This is a genomic window from Clostridium mediterraneense, from assembly GCF_900091705.1.
Taxonomy (GTDB): Bacteria; Bacillota; Clostridia; order Clostridiales; family Clostridiaceae; genus Sarcina; species Sarcina mediterraneense.
The window spans coordinates 54,658-71,322 of the sequence record NZ_LT594783.1 but is presented as its reverse complement, the minus strand read 5'-3'; the positions used below and the strand labels follow the sequence as shown (position 1 = coordinate 71,322).

At 26.1% G+C, this 16,665-nt stretch carries 14 protein-coding genes and 1 pseudogene; 13 read left to right on the top strand and 2 right to left on the bottom strand.

Annotated elements, in window-relative coordinates; translation table 11 throughout:
• Positions 1-432 precede the first annotated feature (432 nt).
• Positions 433-1,134 (bottom strand): hypothetical protein, encoded by a 702-nt coding sequence (locus BN8917_RS00920; protein WP_066869301.1) that lies wholly within the window; start codon positions 1,132-1,134, stop codon positions 433-435.
• 215 nt (positions 1,135-1,349) lie between these two features.
• On the opposite strand from BN8917_RS00920, the gene BN8917_RS00915 reads away from it, so the two are divergent.
• The 4 genes and pseudogenes from BN8917_RS00915 to recA all read left to right on the top strand — a co-directional run.
• A complete protein-coding gene (locus BN8917_RS00915) occupies positions 1,350-2,165 on the top strand; it encodes a mechanosensitive ion channel family protein (protein WP_066869515.1) in 816 nt (271 codons plus the stop codon).
• Positions 2,166-2,340: 175 nt separating this feature from the next.
• A complete protein-coding gene (locus BN8917_RS00910; RefSeq protein ID WP_341472948.1) occupies positions 2,341-3,177 on the top strand; it encodes a mechanosensitive ion channel family protein in 837 nt (278 codons plus the stop codon).
• Between the two features lie 791 nt (positions 3,178-3,968).
• Positions 3,969-4,556: a hypothetical protein gene (locus tag BN8917_RS00905; protein WP_066869299.1), complete on the top strand. Its 588-nt coding sequence runs from the start codon at positions 3,969-3,971 to the stop codon at positions 4,554-4,556.
• A gap of 197 nt (positions 4,557-4,753) precedes the next feature.
• A pseudogene (gene recA, locus BN8917_RS00900) lies at positions 4,754-5,731 on the top strand (recombinase RecA); the annotation flags it as partial.
• Between the two features lie 59 nt (positions 5,732-5,790).
• Here the strand turns inward: recA and BN8917_RS00895 are convergent.
• Positions 5,791-6,333: a flavodoxin domain-containing protein gene (locus BN8917_RS00895; RefSeq protein ID WP_066869293.1), complete on the bottom strand. Its 543-nt coding sequence runs from the start codon at positions 6,331-6,333 to the stop codon at positions 5,791-5,793.
• 413 nt (positions 6,334-6,746) lie between these two features.
• Between BN8917_RS00895 and sufC the strand changes: the two genes are divergently transcribed.
• The 9 genes from sufC (at position 6,747) to BN8917_RS00850 (ending at position 16,567) form a co-directional block, all read left to right on the top strand.
• Positions 6,747-7,484, top strand: a complete 738-nt coding sequence (gene sufC / locus BN8917_RS00890) for a Fe-S cluster assembly ATPase SufC (protein ID WP_066869290.1) — start codon at positions 6,747-6,749, stop codon at positions 7,482-7,484.
• 29 nt (positions 7,485-7,513) lie between these two features.
• Positions 7,514-8,923, top strand: coding sequence for a Fe-S cluster assembly protein SufB (gene sufB, locus BN8917_RS00885; protein ID WP_066869287.1), 1,410 nt, complete (start codon positions 7,514-7,516; stop codon positions 8,921-8,923).
• Positions 8,923-10,023 (top strand): Fe-S cluster assembly protein SufD, encoded by a 1,101-nt coding sequence (gene sufD / locus BN8917_RS00880; protein WP_066869284.1) that lies wholly within the window; start codon positions 8,923-8,925, stop codon positions 10,021-10,023. The genes sufB and sufD overlap by 1 nt, the downstream gene beginning before the upstream one ends.
• The gene (locus tag BN8917_RS00875) at positions 10,013-11,242 is read left to right on the top strand and encodes a cysteine desulfurase (protein WP_066869281.1); all 1,230 of its coding nucleotides are present in this window, start codon (positions 10,013-10,015) and stop codon (positions 11,240-11,242) included. Before sufD ends, BN8917_RS00875 begins: the two co-directional genes overlap by 11 nt.
• A 10-nt stretch (positions 11,243-11,252) precedes the next feature.
• The gene (gene sufU, locus BN8917_RS00870; protein ID WP_066869509.1) at positions 11,253-11,678 is read left to right on the top strand and encodes a Fe-S cluster assembly sulfur transfer protein SufU; all 426 of its coding nucleotides are present in this window, start codon (positions 11,253-11,255) and stop codon (positions 11,676-11,678) included.
• Positions 11,679-11,850: 172 nt separating this feature from the next.
• A complete protein-coding gene (locus BN8917_RS00865; protein ID WP_066869278.1) occupies positions 11,851-12,819 on the top strand; it encodes an alpha/beta fold hydrolase in 969 nt (322 codons plus the stop codon).
• Positions 12,820-13,130: 311 nt separating this feature from the next.
• Positions 13,131-14,426, top strand: a complete 1,296-nt coding sequence (locus tag BN8917_RS00860) for a DUF1002 domain-containing protein (protein ID WP_066869275.1) — start codon at positions 13,131-13,133, stop codon at positions 14,424-14,426.
• Positions 14,427-14,507: 81 nt separating this feature from the next.
• Entirely contained in the window at positions 14,508-15,164 is a 657-nt protein-coding gene (locus BN8917_RS00855; RefSeq protein WP_066869272.1) for an HD domain-containing protein, read from the top strand.
• Positions 15,165-15,577: 413 nt separating this feature from the next.
• A complete protein-coding gene (locus tag BN8917_RS00850) occupies positions 15,578-16,567 on the top strand; it encodes a Gfo/Idh/MocA family protein (protein WP_066869268.1) in 990 nt (329 codons plus the stop codon).
• Positions 16,568-16,665 lie beyond the last annotated feature (98 nt).

Here is a 16,665-nt window from a genome sequence, read left to right as displayed (position 1 = left end):
AAATATTAGATTTACATTGCACCTTTTTACAAAAATACTATTTTTAAATTGCACTTTTTTCATAATAATAAATTGTACCTTTTTACAAAATATATTGCACTCTTTTACAAAAATAATATTGAACTATTTTACAAAATATACTGCAGTTCTTTACAAAATATATTGCAGTTGTTTACAAAAAAAAATCTTGAATCGTAGTTGTAGAGCCAAGTCTAAAAATTTTACTATATTATACAACAACATACTACCAAATGTATTATATACTATATATATACTATAAAAAGATATTTAAATATATAATTAAAAATTCTATTTTTCTAAATTATAAAATATTTTAATAATCAATTTTTTATATAATCACTACTAAAAATATTTAACTAATAAAAAAAACTGTTTTAGAAATTCTAATTTATTTCTAAAACAGTTTTAAAATTATAAAGCAGTTATTGGACCATTACCTGATTGACCAGCATCATATAAATTTCCAGCATCTGAAACTAGAAACCATGCTACTGATTCAGGATTACCATTAAATGTTTCATATACATGAACTAAATAACCCGTATAATTTCCTATTGTTTGATTAGGGAATACATCCATAGCCCAATCTGTAGCATTTACATTATATCCCCTACTATTATAATAATTAAGTACTCTAAGAACTGCTTGTTCTTTACTATCAATATTTACAGGTCCATTATAATTAACTTGAGATTGAGCTGTAATATTTGTTCCTTGCATTGATCCTGGAACTAACATTATATGACCATTATTTTCTTCAAATGAAGCATTTATTCTTTTTGTTAAATATTGACCATTAGATTCTCTTACTCCAAGTAAAACAACATTTAATTGACTACCTACAACTTCTTTTGAAAAGACTGATTTAAAAGTATAATCAATATTACTCATACTTGCATTTGCTAAATTTAATATTTGTGTATTTGATAAATTACTTAGTGATATTTGATTTTGTTTTAATTGTTGTTCTTGTTTTTGTTGTTCAGTCTGATATTTATTAGAGTTATTTTGTGAAGCATTATTTTTTTCTAAAGCTTTATTTAATTTGAAAAGACCAAACCCAATTCCACATATAACAACTATTAATATAATAATAATAGTTAGTTTTTTCACAGTTACTTCCTCCTTTGTTTAACTAAAAACTAAAAACTAATATTTATTAATTGTAGCATTATGAATAAAGTTTGTAAATTGTTAAAAATATTTAAACATATATGTTTAAACTGAAAATTTATCTTAAAAATAAATATTTATTTTACTTATAAAATTTAAATTATATACGCAAAATAAGTAAATATTTTAAAGCAGAGTTGGAGGTTTTAATTTTGGTGGCTAATATAGAAGTAATATTAGATAAGATAGTTTTATGGATTACTACAAAAGGAATAAAGATTGTTATAGGAATGATAATGATATGGTTTGGTTTTAAAATTGTAAGTACAGTTTTAAAGAAAACTATGAGAGTTATAAAAACAAAACCATTTGATCCATCATTAATATCATTTTTAGAAGGATTTTTAGATATTTCCTTAAAACTTTTAATTATAATTTTAGTTCTTGAATATATAGGAGTTAATTCTAGTAGTCTTACTGCATTAGTAGCTTCTGCTGGAGTATCTATTGGTTTTGCACTTAAAGGAACTCTTTCAAATTTTGCTGGTGGTGTAATTATTTTATTTTTAAGACCATTTGAAGTAGGAGACAGCATTACTTGTAAAGGCGTTACAGGAACAGTAGAAAAAATTCAGATTTTCCATACATATATGGTTAGTAGTGATAATAAACAGATTTTAATTCCAAATGGTAAATTAATAGATGATACGGTAATTAATAGCTCTGTTAAGCCTATAAGACGAGTTGACTTAATATTTAGTATTGGGTATGAAGATGATATTTTAAAGGCTAAAAAAGCCTTGTGGGAGCTTATAAGAGAAAATAAGCTTATATTGTCTGAACCTGAAGCTCTTGTAGCTATAGGGGAGCAAGGAGAGAATTCGGTAAATATATTTGTAAGAGTCTGGTGTAACAAAGATGATTATTGGACTGTCTATTATGATATGATGGAAAATGTTAAATTAAAATTTGATAGTGAATCAATTAATATACCTTATCCTCAGATGGATGTACATTTTAAAAAAGAATAATAAAAAATACTAAACTAATTATAAATTGGTTTAGTATTTTTTTATTTTATATTAGGAATAAAATATTTTTTATAAAAATTTATTTTTTATATTGATATGATATATATTACTCCTTATAATATTATAGAATTAATTCAAATATAAACAACAAAAGATAAATATGGGAGGAAGTATTATGACATCTATAAAAAGTATGAATATAGAAAGTCTATATAATGAATTAATAAAATGGGTAACTACAAGTGGTTTTAAACTTTTAATAGCATTAGTTTTATTATACTTTGGGTGGAAGATAATAAATAAAGTTGTTAAACAATCAATGAATATACTAAAGAATAAAAGTTTTGATGCTACTGTAGCTTCATTTTTAGAAGCATTTTTAGATATAGGACTAAAAATTGTTTTAATTATTACATTATTAGGATACATAGGATTTAATTTAGCTGGTCTTGCAGCACTTTTAGCTTCAGCTGGTTTAGCTGTTGGACTTGCCCTACAAGGAAGTTTATCAAACTTTGCAGGAGGAGTTATTATTTTAGTGCTTAGACCATTTAAAGTTGGAGATTATATAGATGCTTCTGGTAAAGCTGGAACAGTATCAAAAATAGAAATATTCTATACTCATTTATTAACTGGTGATAATAAAGAAATTATGATACCAAACGGTAAACTTGCAAATGAAAGTGTTATAAACTACTCTTCACAGGATACTAGAAGAGTTGATTTAACTTTTGGTGTTGGATATGATGATGATTTATTAAAAGTTAGAAGAGTTCTTGAAGATATTATTAGTAAACAAGAAGGTATAATTGATGAACCTGCTAAACCATTTATAGCAGTAAGTGAACAAGCAGCAAGTTCAATTAATTTTGTTGTTAGAGTTTGGTGTAAAAGAGAAGACTATTGGAAAATACACTTTGATCTTTTAGAAAAAGTTAAGATAAGATTTGATGAAGAAGGAATAAGTATTCCTTATAATCAATTAGATGTAAATATAAAAAAAGATGCTTAAAATCTTGATAAGATAAAAGTATATTTTATTGATGTTTATAGGGCTAAGTATTAAATAGAAAGTTATAAAAGTCTTAAGACTTTTATAGCTTTTTATTTTTTTAGAAAAACGTCAGATAAATATTTTTGATAAATTATAAAAAAGTTAAACTAAAAAACAATAAGCTACTTTTACTTATTTAGTATTATAAAAATCACTTAGTTTATAATAAATATTTTTATAATACTTTAGTTAAATAAGTCATAGCAATACTTTTATAGAATTATAGATATTATTTTACAAACTATAAATTCTGAAATAAGTGCAATATAGATTGTACCTTTTTACAAATATAATAGATTTACTACACCATTTATATATTAAGAACTATTTTTATAAATATTTATGAAAACAAAAACAATTACAAAAACTTAAACAAATACATAAACAAAATTATAAACAAAAACTTAAATGTAATAATAAATGTAAGCACAAACAAATACACATTCTTAATCGTAATCACAGACAAAAACATTTACATCTACGTTTACACAAACATAATTGTTTACAGAAATGTTTTTAAAAACATAAGTTTTATTTAAAACAATACCCCTAATTACTATAAAAATGAATGGAATATAAATGCAATTAATTGGATATTAACTTTATTCATTGTTTGATAAAAAATATATAAAATGTAAAAAAAAGTTAATTAAAAAGCTATATCTTTTTAAAATTAAGTTTACATATGTTTTTTATTTAAATGTTATGATTTTAAATATAAATTTATAAATATTTTAGGGGGATTTTTTATGTTACAAACAAAAAGTATTTCTTTTAAAGGAAATGAGAGTATCGAAATATGTTCTAAAATAATAAATAAAGTTAGTAGAGAATACGATGAATTTACAGGTTATCATATAAATAATACATTAGAAGGATTATTACTTGATTTTAATGTTAATAATAATTATAAAGACTTTAATTTAACTTTTATAGAGGAAGAAGTAAATGATTTTGAAGCTAATAAAAGTTTAGAGTTTAAAGTTAGTTATTTTGATAATCAAAAAGATACTAAATTAAAAATAACTATAGAAAAAGAAGGAGATTATCTTTTTAAAATTGATAGTAAAAAAGAAGGAAAAATTATAGATAGTATAAATATATCTAAAAGAGTTGAACTGAATCCAACTAGATATGATATTTATGTTTTAGATAGAGAATTAAATAAAATAAATAATATAAATTTAATAAGTTCTGAAAAAACACTTAACATAAGCAATTTAGCTAATTATATATTAGAAAACTTAGGAATTAAAATAGGTTATTTATTTACTAAATCATCTAAACAAATTTTAAAGAAAGAATTAGAAAGGTATTTTTTAAGGGAAAATAAGTAATAAAAAAATACGAATGTTTGTTCTTTTTTTACTACTTATTATATAAAATATATGTTATAATAAATTAAAAGTAAGTTATATAAAATGTAATTTAAGAAAAGATAGAATTTTCTTTAAGACTTATAAAAGAATTTACATAATATAAGAAAATAAATTTTTTTAACAGCAAGTTAGTTCTATAACGAAAGGAGCCTAAAATGGAATTAGAAGAAGGAAAATTAAAGGCATTACAGAACACTTTAAGCCAAATTGAAAAGCAATTCGGTAAAGGTGCAGTATTTAATTTAGGTGATGAAGGAACAGATGTTGATACTATAAGTACTGGATCATTACAATTAGATGAAGCTTTAGGAGTTGGAGGATATCCAAAAGGAAGAGTTATTGAAATATTTGGACCAGAAAGTTCAGGTAAAACAACACTTGCACTTCATGCAATAGCAGAAGCACAAAAAAATGGTGAACAATGTGCATTTATAGATGTTGAGCATGCTTTAGATCCTGTATATGCAAAAAATCTTGGAGTAGATATAGATAATTTAATAGTTTCTCAACCAGATAGTGGAGAACAAGCGCTTGAAATTGCAGAAGCTTTAATCTCAAGTGGAGCAATTGGCGTAATAATTGTAGACTCAGTTGCAGCTCTTACACCAAGGGCGGAAATTGAAGGGGAAATGGGGCAATCACATGTTGGTCTTCAAGCAAGACTTATGTCACAAGCTTTAAGAAAACTTACAGGTACAATTAAGAAAACAGAGTGTATAGCTATTTTCATAAACCAATTAAGAGAAAAAGTTGGAGTTATGTTTGGAAATCCAGAAACAACACCTGGGGGAAGAGCCTTAAAATTCTATGCTTCAGTTAGAATGGATATAAGAAGAGTTGAAACTCTTAAAAAGGGTGAACAAATGATTGGTAATAGAGTAAGAGTTAAGGTTGTTAAAAACAAGGTAGCTCCTCCATTCAAACAAGCTGAATTTGAAATAATGTTTGGAACAGGTATTGATAGACTTGGTGAAATAGTTGATCTTGGAGTTAAGTTCGATATTATCAAGAAGAGCGGTTCATGGTTCTCATATGGGGAAACAAGACTTGGTCAAGGTAAAGAAAATGTTAAAGCATTACTTTCAGAAAATGAAGAAATGTATAAAGAAATTGAAAATGCAATTTTAGATCAACTTTAATATTTAAAAAAGTACTTCTTAATTAGAAGTACTTTTTTTTATTTGTAGAAATTCTATAAAGAATTAACATAGTTTATTAATTCATTTATTGAGTTTTTATTTATGAATGAAATAGGTTTATCATAACATTCTAATAGATTTTTCTCATCTTCTGATAGTTCTCTTTTTTTAGCTGTAGATAAGACTTTTTTCTTTAACAAGGACATAAGGATTTTATCTATAGGTTTTAGATGCTTATAATTAAAAGCTCCTCTAAAATAAAAGGAATTTATTTTGTGCTTAGGAAAATCATTTAAATTAAGTTCTTTTACTTTGTTAAGTTCATTTTCAGTCCCACTTGCAAGTCCTACAGTAAATATAATTAAATTTTTATCTTCTAGTTTATATAAATATTTTTTTAACTTATCTAATCCTTTAATATAACCAGTATGTAGCCAACCACCAATGATAATTGTTTGATATAAATCAAAATCCAAATTATTAATATTTTTTATTTGTTTTAAATCTGCATTTAATTCTGTTGATATAAATTCTGCATATTTTTTAGTACTACCATATCTAGATTCATAAAGAACTAAAAATTTATTATTATTCATAAAAACTCCTTTTTATCATGATATTATTAAATATAATACCATATAAGGAAAAAAATAATATAAATAAAAATATTTTATAGGTAAATAATAGTTTTTTATAAATATAATTTATATAGTAGATAAATTTTTAATTATTAAATAATGAATTTGATAATTATAAAAAAGATAATTAAAAAAATATTATTAACTATATTAATTTTATGTAATTTTATGTATAATGAATAATATAAATAAATAAAAAAACTGGTATACATTATAGATATTATAGTATAATAATATATTAGGTATTGAAATAAGAATTTTAAATGTGTAATTTATACACTTAATATAAAAATAAAATGAGCAATTCTAAAAGTCTGTTTTTAATTCAGAGTATTTCGCTAGGGATTTTTAGGATAGTAGGAGGAATTTAAATGAGTAAATTATTAGAAGTAAAAGGTCTTATGACAAAAGCAGATGACAAAGAGATATTAAAGGGATTAGATTTATCAATAAATAAAGGTGAAGTTCACGTAATCATGGGACCTAATGGAGCAGGGAAATCAACACTTGCTAATACATTAATGAATCACCCAAGATATACTAAGACAGCAGGAGAAATTATTTTTGAAGGAGAAGATATATCAGATCTTAGAACAGATGAAAGAGCTAAGAAAGGATTATTTTTATCATTCCAAACACCAGAAGAAATACCAGGAATCACAGTAGAAAATTTCTTAAAGACAGCTAAAAATGCAGTTAGTGAAGAACCAGTAAGATATTTAAAGTTTAGTCAAGAGTTAAAGAAAATAAGTGCAAACTTAAAGATTAATCCAGGATATTTAAGAAGATATCTAAATGTTGGGTTCTCAGGTGGAGAAAAGAAAAAAAATGAAGTACTACAACTTTTAGCTTTAGATCCAAAACTAGCTATTTTAGATGAAACAGATTCAGGGCTTGATGTTGATGCTGTAAAAATAGTTTCAGAAGGAATAAAAATGTTTGCTAATGAAAATAATGCAGTTTTAATAATCACTCATAATAATAAGATTTTAGATAGCTTAAAAGTAGACTATGTTCACATTTTAGTTGATGGAAAAATAGTTAAGACAGGAGATGCTAGTCTTGCTAATGAAATACAAGAAAATGGATATGAAAGTTTCAGAAAATAATATAGAAAACTAAAATTGGAGGTAGCAATATGGCAGAAAAGAAAAAAACCTATGTCGAAGATATGGACAGAGGAATTTATGATATAAAAAATGAAGATGAATTTAGTTATAAAACAGAAAGAGGTTTAACAAGAGAAATTGTTGAACAAATATCAAATGAAAAAAATGATCCTCAATGGATGAGAGAATTTAGATTAAAGGCACTAGAAACTTACAATAGAATAGATATGCCAACATGGGGACCAGATTTAAGTGAGCTTAATATGGATGATATAGTAGCTTATGTTAGACCAAAAGGAAAGCTTGCTGAAACTTGGGAAGAAGTACCAGAGGATATAAGAAATACTTTTGATCTTCTTAAAATTCCAGAAGCAGAAAAGAAATCTCTTGCAGGTGTTGGAGCTCAATATGATTCAGAAGTTGTTTATCATAGTATAAAAGAAGAACTTGTTGAACAAGGAGTTATTTATACAGATATGGAAACAGCACTTATAGAACATGAAGATATAGTTAAAAAGTATTTCATGAAATGTGTTCCAGTAAATGATCATAAATTTGCAGCTCTTCATGGGGCTGTGTGGTCAGGTGGTTCATTTGTTTATGTACCAGAAGGTGTTCATGTAGACATGCCACTTCAATCATACTTTAGATTAAATTCACCTGGGGCAGGTCAATTTGAGCATACATTAATAATAGTTGAAAAAGGAGCAAGTCTTCACTTTATAGAAGGATGTTCAGCTCCAAAATACAATCTTACAAATTTACATGCTGGATGTGTTGAATTGTTTGTAAAAGAAGGAGCAAAACTTAGATATTCAACAATAGAAAACTGGTCTAAGAACATGTTAAACCTTAATACAAAGAAAGCTTTAGTTGATAAAGATGGATTAATAGAATGGGTTTCAGGTTCATTTGGTTCAAAAATTTCAATGTTATATCCAACAAGCTTCTTAAGAGGAGAAAATGCTAAGTCAGAATTCACAGGAGTTTCATTCGCAGGACATGGACAAAACTTAGATACAGGAGCAAAAGTTATTCATGCAGCTAAGAATACTTCTTCAACAATAAATTCTAAGTCAATTTCAAAAAATGGAGGAATAGCAACATACAGAGGACTTGTTCAAGTAATGCCACATGCTGAAGGTTCAAAATCAACAGTTTCTTGTGAATCATTAATGCTTGACCAAGAATCAAAATCAGATACTATTCCAGTTATCGATTTAGCAACAGATGCTGTTGAAATAAGTCATGAAGCTAAAATTGGTAAGATAAGTGATGATGCTATCTTCTATCTAATGTCTAGAGGTATTAGTGAAGAAGAAGCAAAAGCTATGATAGTTAGAGGATTTGTTGAACCTATATCAAAGGAATTACCTTTAGAATATGCAGTTGAAATGAATAATTTAATTACTCTTGAACTTGAAGGGAGTATCGGATAATGGATAGTATAAAATTTAAAGATTTAAATAAAATACCTGTAAGAACAGGAAAGAAAACAAAAGTAAATGAAATAAGTATTAAGTATGAAACACCAAGAATAAAAGATTTTAAAACAATGGTAATAAAGGGATATGATCAAGAAGGATTATCAGTTGAATATCTTCACAGAGAAAGATTTGAAAATTTAAAAGAATTTAGATATGGTGTAGGAAAAGAACTTATTGAAGAAGCAGAAGAAAAATATAATAATGGTACTTTAATAAGAGTAGCAGAAGGCGTAAAATTAGAAGAACCTATAATAATAGACTTCGAAATGGATGAAATGAACAAAACTCTTATTGATAATATCTTAGTTGAAGCAGAAAAGGACTCTAAAATAAGTGTTATAGTAAGATATAAATCAGTAGATGATTCAGAAGGATATCATAATGGAGTAGCTAGAGTTTTTGCAAAAGAAAATGCAGAGGTTAAGCTAACAAAAGTAAATTTATTTAATAATAAGGTAAAAACTTTTGATTCTAATCAATCAGATATAAAGGAAAATGCAAATGTTCACTTTGTAGCTATTGAACTTGGTGGAGAAACAACTATTTCAAACTATGAAGGAGATTTAGTTGGAGAAAGTTCAAAGGGGGAACTTTCAGCTGTTTATATAGGAGCAGATAAAGAAACTATAGATTTAAACTATGTTATGACTGCTAGAGCTAAAAAGACAGAAAATGAAATGAATATTAAAGGTGCTTTAAAAGATCATGCTGTAAAGAACTTTAAAGGAACAATTGATTTTAAGAGAGGTGCTACTAGAAGTACTGGAGCAGAAGAAGAATATTGCTTATTACTTTCAGATAGAGCAAGATCAAGATCAGTTCCACTTTTACTTTGTGAAGAAGATGATGTTTCTGGAGAACACGCAGCAGCCTCAGGAAGACTTGATGAAAATAAATTATTCTATTTAATGAGTAGAGGACTTTCATATGATGAAGCCAAGATTCTTATAATTAAGGCTGAATTTAATCCTATTATTGATGAAATAGAAAACGAAGCTATAAAAGAAGAAGTTTTAGCTTACATTGAGGAGAGATTGGTAAATGGAAAATAGAGATTTTTATAAAGATTTTCCTACTCTTGCTTTAAATGAAGATGGGAAGAGAGTTGTTTATTTAGATAGTGGGGCTACAACACAAAAACCACTTAGCGTTATGGAAGCTGTTGATAATTATTATAAGACAGAAAATGCTAATCCTCATAGAGGTGCTTATGCTCTTAGCATAGCATCTACAAAAGCTTATGAGGATGCTAGAGAAAAAGTAAAAGACTTTATAGGTGCTAAAAGAACAGAAGAAATTATCTTTACTAAGAATTCAACAGAAGCATTTAATCTTTTAGCTATGTGCTATGGAATGGAATTTATAAATGAAGGTGATGAAATTGTTATTTCAATAGCAGAGCATCACTCAAATCTTATTCCTTGGCAAAATGTAGCTAGAGTTAAGAAAGCTACTTTAAAATACATGTATGTAGATGAGAATGGTGAACTTACAGATGAAGAAATAAATAGTAAGATTACTGAAAAAACAAAGCTTGTGAGTGTTACAGGTGTATCAAATGTTTTAGGAGTTAAGAATCCTATATATAAATTAGTATCTAAGGCTCATGAAGTTGGAGCAAAGATTATTATTGATGGTGCACAACTTATACCACATCAAAAAATAAATGTTCAAGAATTAGATGCTGATTTCTTAGTATTTTCAGGACATAAAATGCTTGCTCCTATGGGCATAGGTGTTTTATATGGAAAGAAGGAACTTTTAGAAGCAATGCCTCCATTTATGTATGGTGGAGATATGGTTGAATATGTTTATGAAGATAGTGCTACATTTGATGTACTTCCATATAAATTTGAAGGAGGTACTCAAAATGTTGGTGGAGCTGTAGGACTTTCAGCAGCTATTGATTATCTTGAAGAACTTGGAATGGATGAAGTTGAAAGAATTGAAAAAGAACTTGTAGCTTATGCTTTAGAAAGATTTGAAAAACTTCCTTATGTAACTGTTTATGGAACAAAAGATATTGAAAAGAAAGAGGGAGTAATTTCATTTGAAATAGAAGGAGTTCATTCACATGATGTTACAAGTATACTTGATACTCATGGAATTGCCATAAGAGCAGGAAACCATTGCGCTCAACCATTACTTAGATATATGGGAGTTAATTCAACATGTAGAGCAAGTTTTTACTTCTATAATACAAAAGAAGATGTTGATAAGCTTATAGAGGCTATAGAAGATATTTATAATATGTTTAAAAGGTGGATTTAAGATGGATAGAATGAATTTAAACGAAATTTATACAGAGCTTATAATGGAGCATAATATGTCAAAAAGAAATAGAAGGAAATTAGAGAATTCTGATATTTCTGAAAAAGGACATAATCCAAGCTGTGGGGATGAAATAGAAATAGAAGTTAAGTTTGATGGAGATATAATTGCTGATATAGCATTTACAGGATCAGGTTGTGCTATTTCTCAAGCTTCAACATCAATGATGATTGACCTTATAAAAGGAAAAACAAAAGCAGAAGCAGCAGAGCTTATTGAAAAGTTTATAGGAATGATTAAAAGAGATATAAAAGATGATGAAGAACTAGAAGTATTAGAAGATGCTATGGTTTTAAAGAATATTTCAAATATGCCAGCTAGAGTTAAATGTGCAGTTCTTGCATGGCATACATTAGATGAAATAATGAAAAAATAATATATCTTAAAAAAACTGCCTTTAAATTAGGTAGTTTTTTTTATTTAATAATATAATCTTACTAGTATAGATATGATGATTTTGGCTCTTATGTAATATTTACTAACTTGAATTTATTAGAATATAATAATAAAATTATGTATACAAAAATAGATTGGGGGAGGTGTAAGGTATGATAAAAGTAAGTGATAAAAGTGTTTATCTTGAAGAATATATAGAAATTAATGGAATCGAGCAATACTTATTTCATTCTAGTAAAAATATAGATAATCCTGTAATGTTATTTTTACATGGAGGACCAGGGAGTGTTGAGTCAATATATGCTTATATTGTTCAAGATAAATGGGAAGAAAATTATACAGTTGTTCACTGGGATCAACGAGGTTCAGGAAAAACTCTTATTAAGAATCCTAGTAAAAAGAATTATCCAATTATGGAACAACTAATGTTAGATCTGTTGGAAATAGTTAAATATCTTAAGAAAATTTATAATAAAAGAAAGATAGTAATAATGGGATATTCATGGGGAAGTGTTTTAGGAACTGACTTTGTAAAAAAATATCCTGAGGAAGTTGAATATTATATAGGTGTTGGTCAAGTAGTTGATATGTTTGAAAATGAAAAACTTGCTTATGAGAAAGTTAAAGAAGAGGTCAAAAAATCAAAGAATAAAAGGTATTTAAAAATTATAAAATCATTTGGAGAATATCCTGAAAAATCATATACAAAATCTATGAAAGCAAAGCTTGTTAAATTAAACTTAATACAACAGAAGTATAAATTAGCAGTAGTTATAAACTTTTCTATGATAAAAAACTTTCTTAGAAGTCCTATATTTAGATTTTCAGATATTAGAGCTATGATAAAAGGTTTAAAAGCAAATGAAAAACTTATGGAGTATTTAATAAAATTTAATTTAAATAAGCAAAGTTATGAATATAAAGTTCCAGTATATTATATTCTAGGAGAAAATGATTGGCAGGTACCAACTATATTAGCTAAGAGATATTTTGATAAAATAATAGCACCACATAAGAAAATATATATTATAAAAAATTCAGGGCATAGACCTATGTTAGAAGAAAAAAAATTATTTGAAGATGCGTTACTTGATATATTTAATATTAATAATAATAGTTAATTTGAGTGCTTGTAACTTTAATAATAAATAAAATAGATAGATAACTCATTTAAAATAGTTTAAATGAGTTATTTTTTATAGACAAACACAAATGTAAACAAAAATGTAAACACAAACAAAAGTGTTTACATTTTTGTTTGTTATAATATATAATAGAAAATTATTTTTCAAAATATGGATAAATATAAAAATATATGTGAATAAAATATTTTATTTATTTCTAATAAATTACTTTTTTATGTAATTAAATCATATAGTAATAATATGTGTTAGAATAAAGAAAATAGATTTTTTATGGGGGAAATTAAAAAATGGGTATTAAAAAAAATTTAACTGTGTTAGCTTTGTGTGGAAGTTTAATTATCGGTGGAATAAGTCCAGCATTTGCTGATGGTGCAAATGTTGTAACTTTAGGGAAAGATTTAAGTGCAGAGCAAAAACAGGTTGTTTTAGATTATTTTGGTGTTAAGAAAAATGAAGTTGCTATATTAGAAGTAAATAATCAGGAGGAAAGAAAATATTTAGAGGGTATAGCTCCAGAAGCTCAAATTGGTCATAGAACTTATTCATGTGCTTATGTTCAACCAACAGAGCCAGGAAGTGGTGTTAAAGTTAAAACAGTTAACTTAACATATGTAACATCATCTATGATAGCAAGTACTTTAGCTACATCAGGAGTTGAAGATGCCAATGTTATTGCGATGACTCCTCTTGCAGGTGGGGTTAGTGGTACAGGAGCTTTAACAGGAGTTATGAAAGCTTTTGAAGATGCTACTGGAGAAAAGCTTGATGAAACAAAGAAGGAATTAGCTTCTGAAGAATTAGTAATAACAGGTGATATAGGTAAAGATGTAGGACAAGAAAAAGCTACAGGTGCTATTAATGAGATAAAGACTGAAATTATAAAAAATAATACAAAAGATACAGTACAAATAGCTGAAACTATAAATAATGTAACTAATAATTATAATATAACGCTTACTCCTAAACAACAAAAAGATTTAGAAAGCTTAATGGCTAAAATCTCTAAGCAAGATTATAATTATGAAAGTATGAAAAATACATTAGAAAATGTAGGTAAAGATATTAGTGATAAATTAGAGGTTATGGGAGAAAGTATTTCAACAGGCTTTTTTGATAAGGTTAAAAATTGGTTCTCAGGTATAGGTGACTGGTTTGCTGGAATCTTTAAGGGAGAAGAAGATTTAGGTATTTTAGGTTCAACTAATGATGAAATGCTTGGAGATAGTGTAAAAGTTGATGCTACTGAAAAAGATGCTATAAAACTTCCAACTGCTGAAGAAGCTCAAGGATTCTTTAATAAGATTTGGAATTGGTTTAAAGGATTATTTACTAGTGATTCAAAAGAAACAGAAACTAGTACTCCAGTAAATAATACAAAGATACAGGGTGTATCAGATACAAATTCTAATAATAATGATAATAAGGTAGAAGAAGAAAGTAACTCAGGTGAAAATGCTGAGAATACTTCTAGTGAAGAAAGTAATTTAGAACCAAATAAAGATAATAATCAAAATGAATCTACTAATACAAATGAATCTACAAATGTAGAAGAAGTTAATCAAACAGAGCAAAATAAAAATTAATAAATTTTATAAAAAATCTACCTTTAATATTAAAGGTAGATTTTAATTTATATAGTTATATGTTTAGGAGAGAGAGGAATTATGGATAAAGAAAGAATTATTGAAGAAACAAAAAATATTGTTAAAGATAAATTATATGGAGATGGAAGTGGGCATGATTGGTATCATATAGAAAGAGTTTATAATTTAGCTAGTTTTCTGGCAAAAGAAGAAGGTGGAGATGAATTTATTATTAAAATGAGTGCTCTTTTACATGATATAGATGATTGGAAATTTAAGAAGGAGATAGAGAATGAGACTGATTACTCAGAAACCTATAGAATTTTAAATTTTATGAATATTGATAATGAATCTATTGATAAAATAATAGAAATAATAAATATAATGTCATTTAAAGGTGGAGTTATTGATTCAAGTCAAAAAACTATAGAAGGAAAAGTTGTTCAAGATGCTGATAGGTTAGATGCTATTGGAGCAATTGGGATCGCTAGAACTTTTGCATATGGTGGATATAAGAATAATTTAATGTATGATCCAGATATTAAGCCAATAGAATTTAATAGTTTAGAAGAAGTTAAAAATACTAAAAATCATACTATAAATCATTTTTATGAGAAATTATTAAAGTTAAAAGATTTAATGAATACTGATACTGCTAAGAAAATTGCAACTGATAGGAATGAATATATGTTAGGATTTTTAGAAAAATTTTATAGCGAATGGAATTTTAATAAATAGTAGAGGAGATAGTAAAATATCTCCTTTATTTTTATAAATAAAGATTCATAAGAATCTCATATATAAATTTATCTTTTATATAAAAGTAGTGTGAATAAACTACTATTTAAGATAGCTAAATATTACGGGAAGCATCTTTAGATACAGAGATAATAATTAACTTGTTGGTATTTTTTAATTTAATATTTTTAATATAAATTTTATTTAAATTAGTTCACCTTTTGAGTTATATAGCTATTTTATAGATTTTATAAATATTTTTAAAAACACAAACGTAAACACAAACGAAAGTGTAAACATTTATGTAGTTATAAATAATTGTATAGATTAAGTTTTATTTTAAATAAATAAATTATATAATATAAATTATAGAAATTTTTTACATATAAATAAAGATAAATAAGGAGTAAATTATGTTTAAAATTAAATTTGGAATTATAGGTTCAGGAAAAATAGTTGAAGAATTTTTACAAGCTGCAAATAAACAAAAAGATTTCGAATTTGTGGCTATGTATTCTAGAGATATAAATAGGGCAAAAGATTTTGGTAAAAGATTTGGGGCAAGATTATTTTTTAATAATTTAGAGGAGTTTGCAAAGTCAGAAGATTTTGATGCAGTTTATATAGCATCACCAAATGCTTTTCATTGTAAACAGGCAGTTTTAATGCTTAAGAATAAAAAGCATGTTCTTTGTGAAAAAGCTTTTGCAACTAATGTTGAAGAAGTAGATTCTATGATTAGATGTGCTAGAGAAAATAATGTTTTACTAGTTGAAGCAATGAGGAGTACAAGTTCTCCAGGGTTCATAAAGCTTAAAGAAAATTTATATAAAATTGGTACTATAAGAAGATACTTTGCTTCATATTGCCAATATTCTTCTAGATACGATGATTATAAAGAGAAGGGAATAATTCATAATATATTTAATAGAGAAATGGCAGCTGGAGCATTAATGGATATAGGAGTTTATTGTATAGCTCCTATGATTAATCTTTTTGGAACTCCAAAATTTATTATATCAAATGCATATATTATGGATACAGGTATTGATGGACAAGGAAGTGCTATATTTAATTATGGTACTTTTGACGCTAGTATACTATACTCTAAAATATCTAATTCTAAATTACCTATTGAAATTCAAGGGGAAGAAGGCATTATTATAGCTGATAATATTAGATTTAGTAATGTAAAGATAGTATATAAAGATAGTAGAGAAGAAATTATCTATAAAGAAGAGCTTGATAATGATATGTTTTATGAAATAGATGATTTTATAAATTCTATTAAATTAGGTAAAAAAGAATCAGATATAAATAAATTGGAAAATTCTAGAATGGTTATAGAGGTATTAGATGAAATAAGAAAACAAATAGGTGTTGAATTTTTAAGTGATAAATAGATTGATTGTATAGAGTTTATATATTTTAGAAATATTAATATAGATAAATAAATTTGAGAGTCTTGTTTATTTATCTTGTAATAAAATAGTAAACTATA

Coding starts and splice junctions, on each gene's coding strand:
- BN8917_RS00865 (WP_066869278.1), top strand. CDS start 11,851: ATGATAAAAGTAAGTGATAAAAGTGTTTATCTTGAAGAATATATAGAA.
- BN8917_RS00895 (WP_066869293.1), bottom strand. CDS start 6,333: ATGAATAATAATAAATTTTTAGTTCTTTATGAATCTAGATATGGTAGT.
- BN8917_RS00855 (WP_066869272.1), top strand. CDS start 14,508: ATGGATAAAGAAAGAATTATTGAAGAAACAAAAAATATTGTTAAAGAT.
- sufU (WP_066869509.1), top strand. CDS start 11,253: ATGAATTTAAACGAAATTTATACAGAGCTTATAATGGAGCATAATATG.
- BN8917_RS00875 (WP_066869281.1), top strand. CDS start 10,013: ATGGAAAATAGAGATTTTTATAAAGATTTTCCTACTCTTGCTTTAAAT.
- sufC (WP_066869290.1), top strand. CDS start 6,747: ATGAGTAAATTATTAGAAGTAAAAGGTCTTATGACAAAAGCAGATGAC.
- BN8917_RS00905 (WP_066869299.1), top strand. CDS start 3,969: ATGTTACAAACAAAAAGTATTTCTTTTAAAGGAAATGAGAGTATCGAA.
- BN8917_RS00860 (WP_066869275.1), top strand. CDS start 13,131: ATGGGTATTAAAAAAAATTTAACTGTGTTAGCTTTGTGTGGAAGTTTA.
- sufD (WP_066869284.1), top strand. CDS start 8,923: ATGGATAGTATAAAATTTAAAGATTTAAATAAAATACCTGTAAGAACA.
- sufB (WP_066869287.1), top strand. CDS start 7,514: ATGGCAGAAAAGAAAAAAACCTATGTCGAAGATATGGACAGAGGAATT.
- BN8917_RS00910 (WP_341472948.1), top strand. CDS start 2,341: ATGACATCTATAAAAAGTATGAATATAGAAAGTCTATATAATGAATTA.
- BN8917_RS00850 (WP_066869268.1), top strand. CDS start 15,578: ATGTTTAAAATTAAATTTGGAATTATAGGTTCAGGAAAAATAGTTGAA.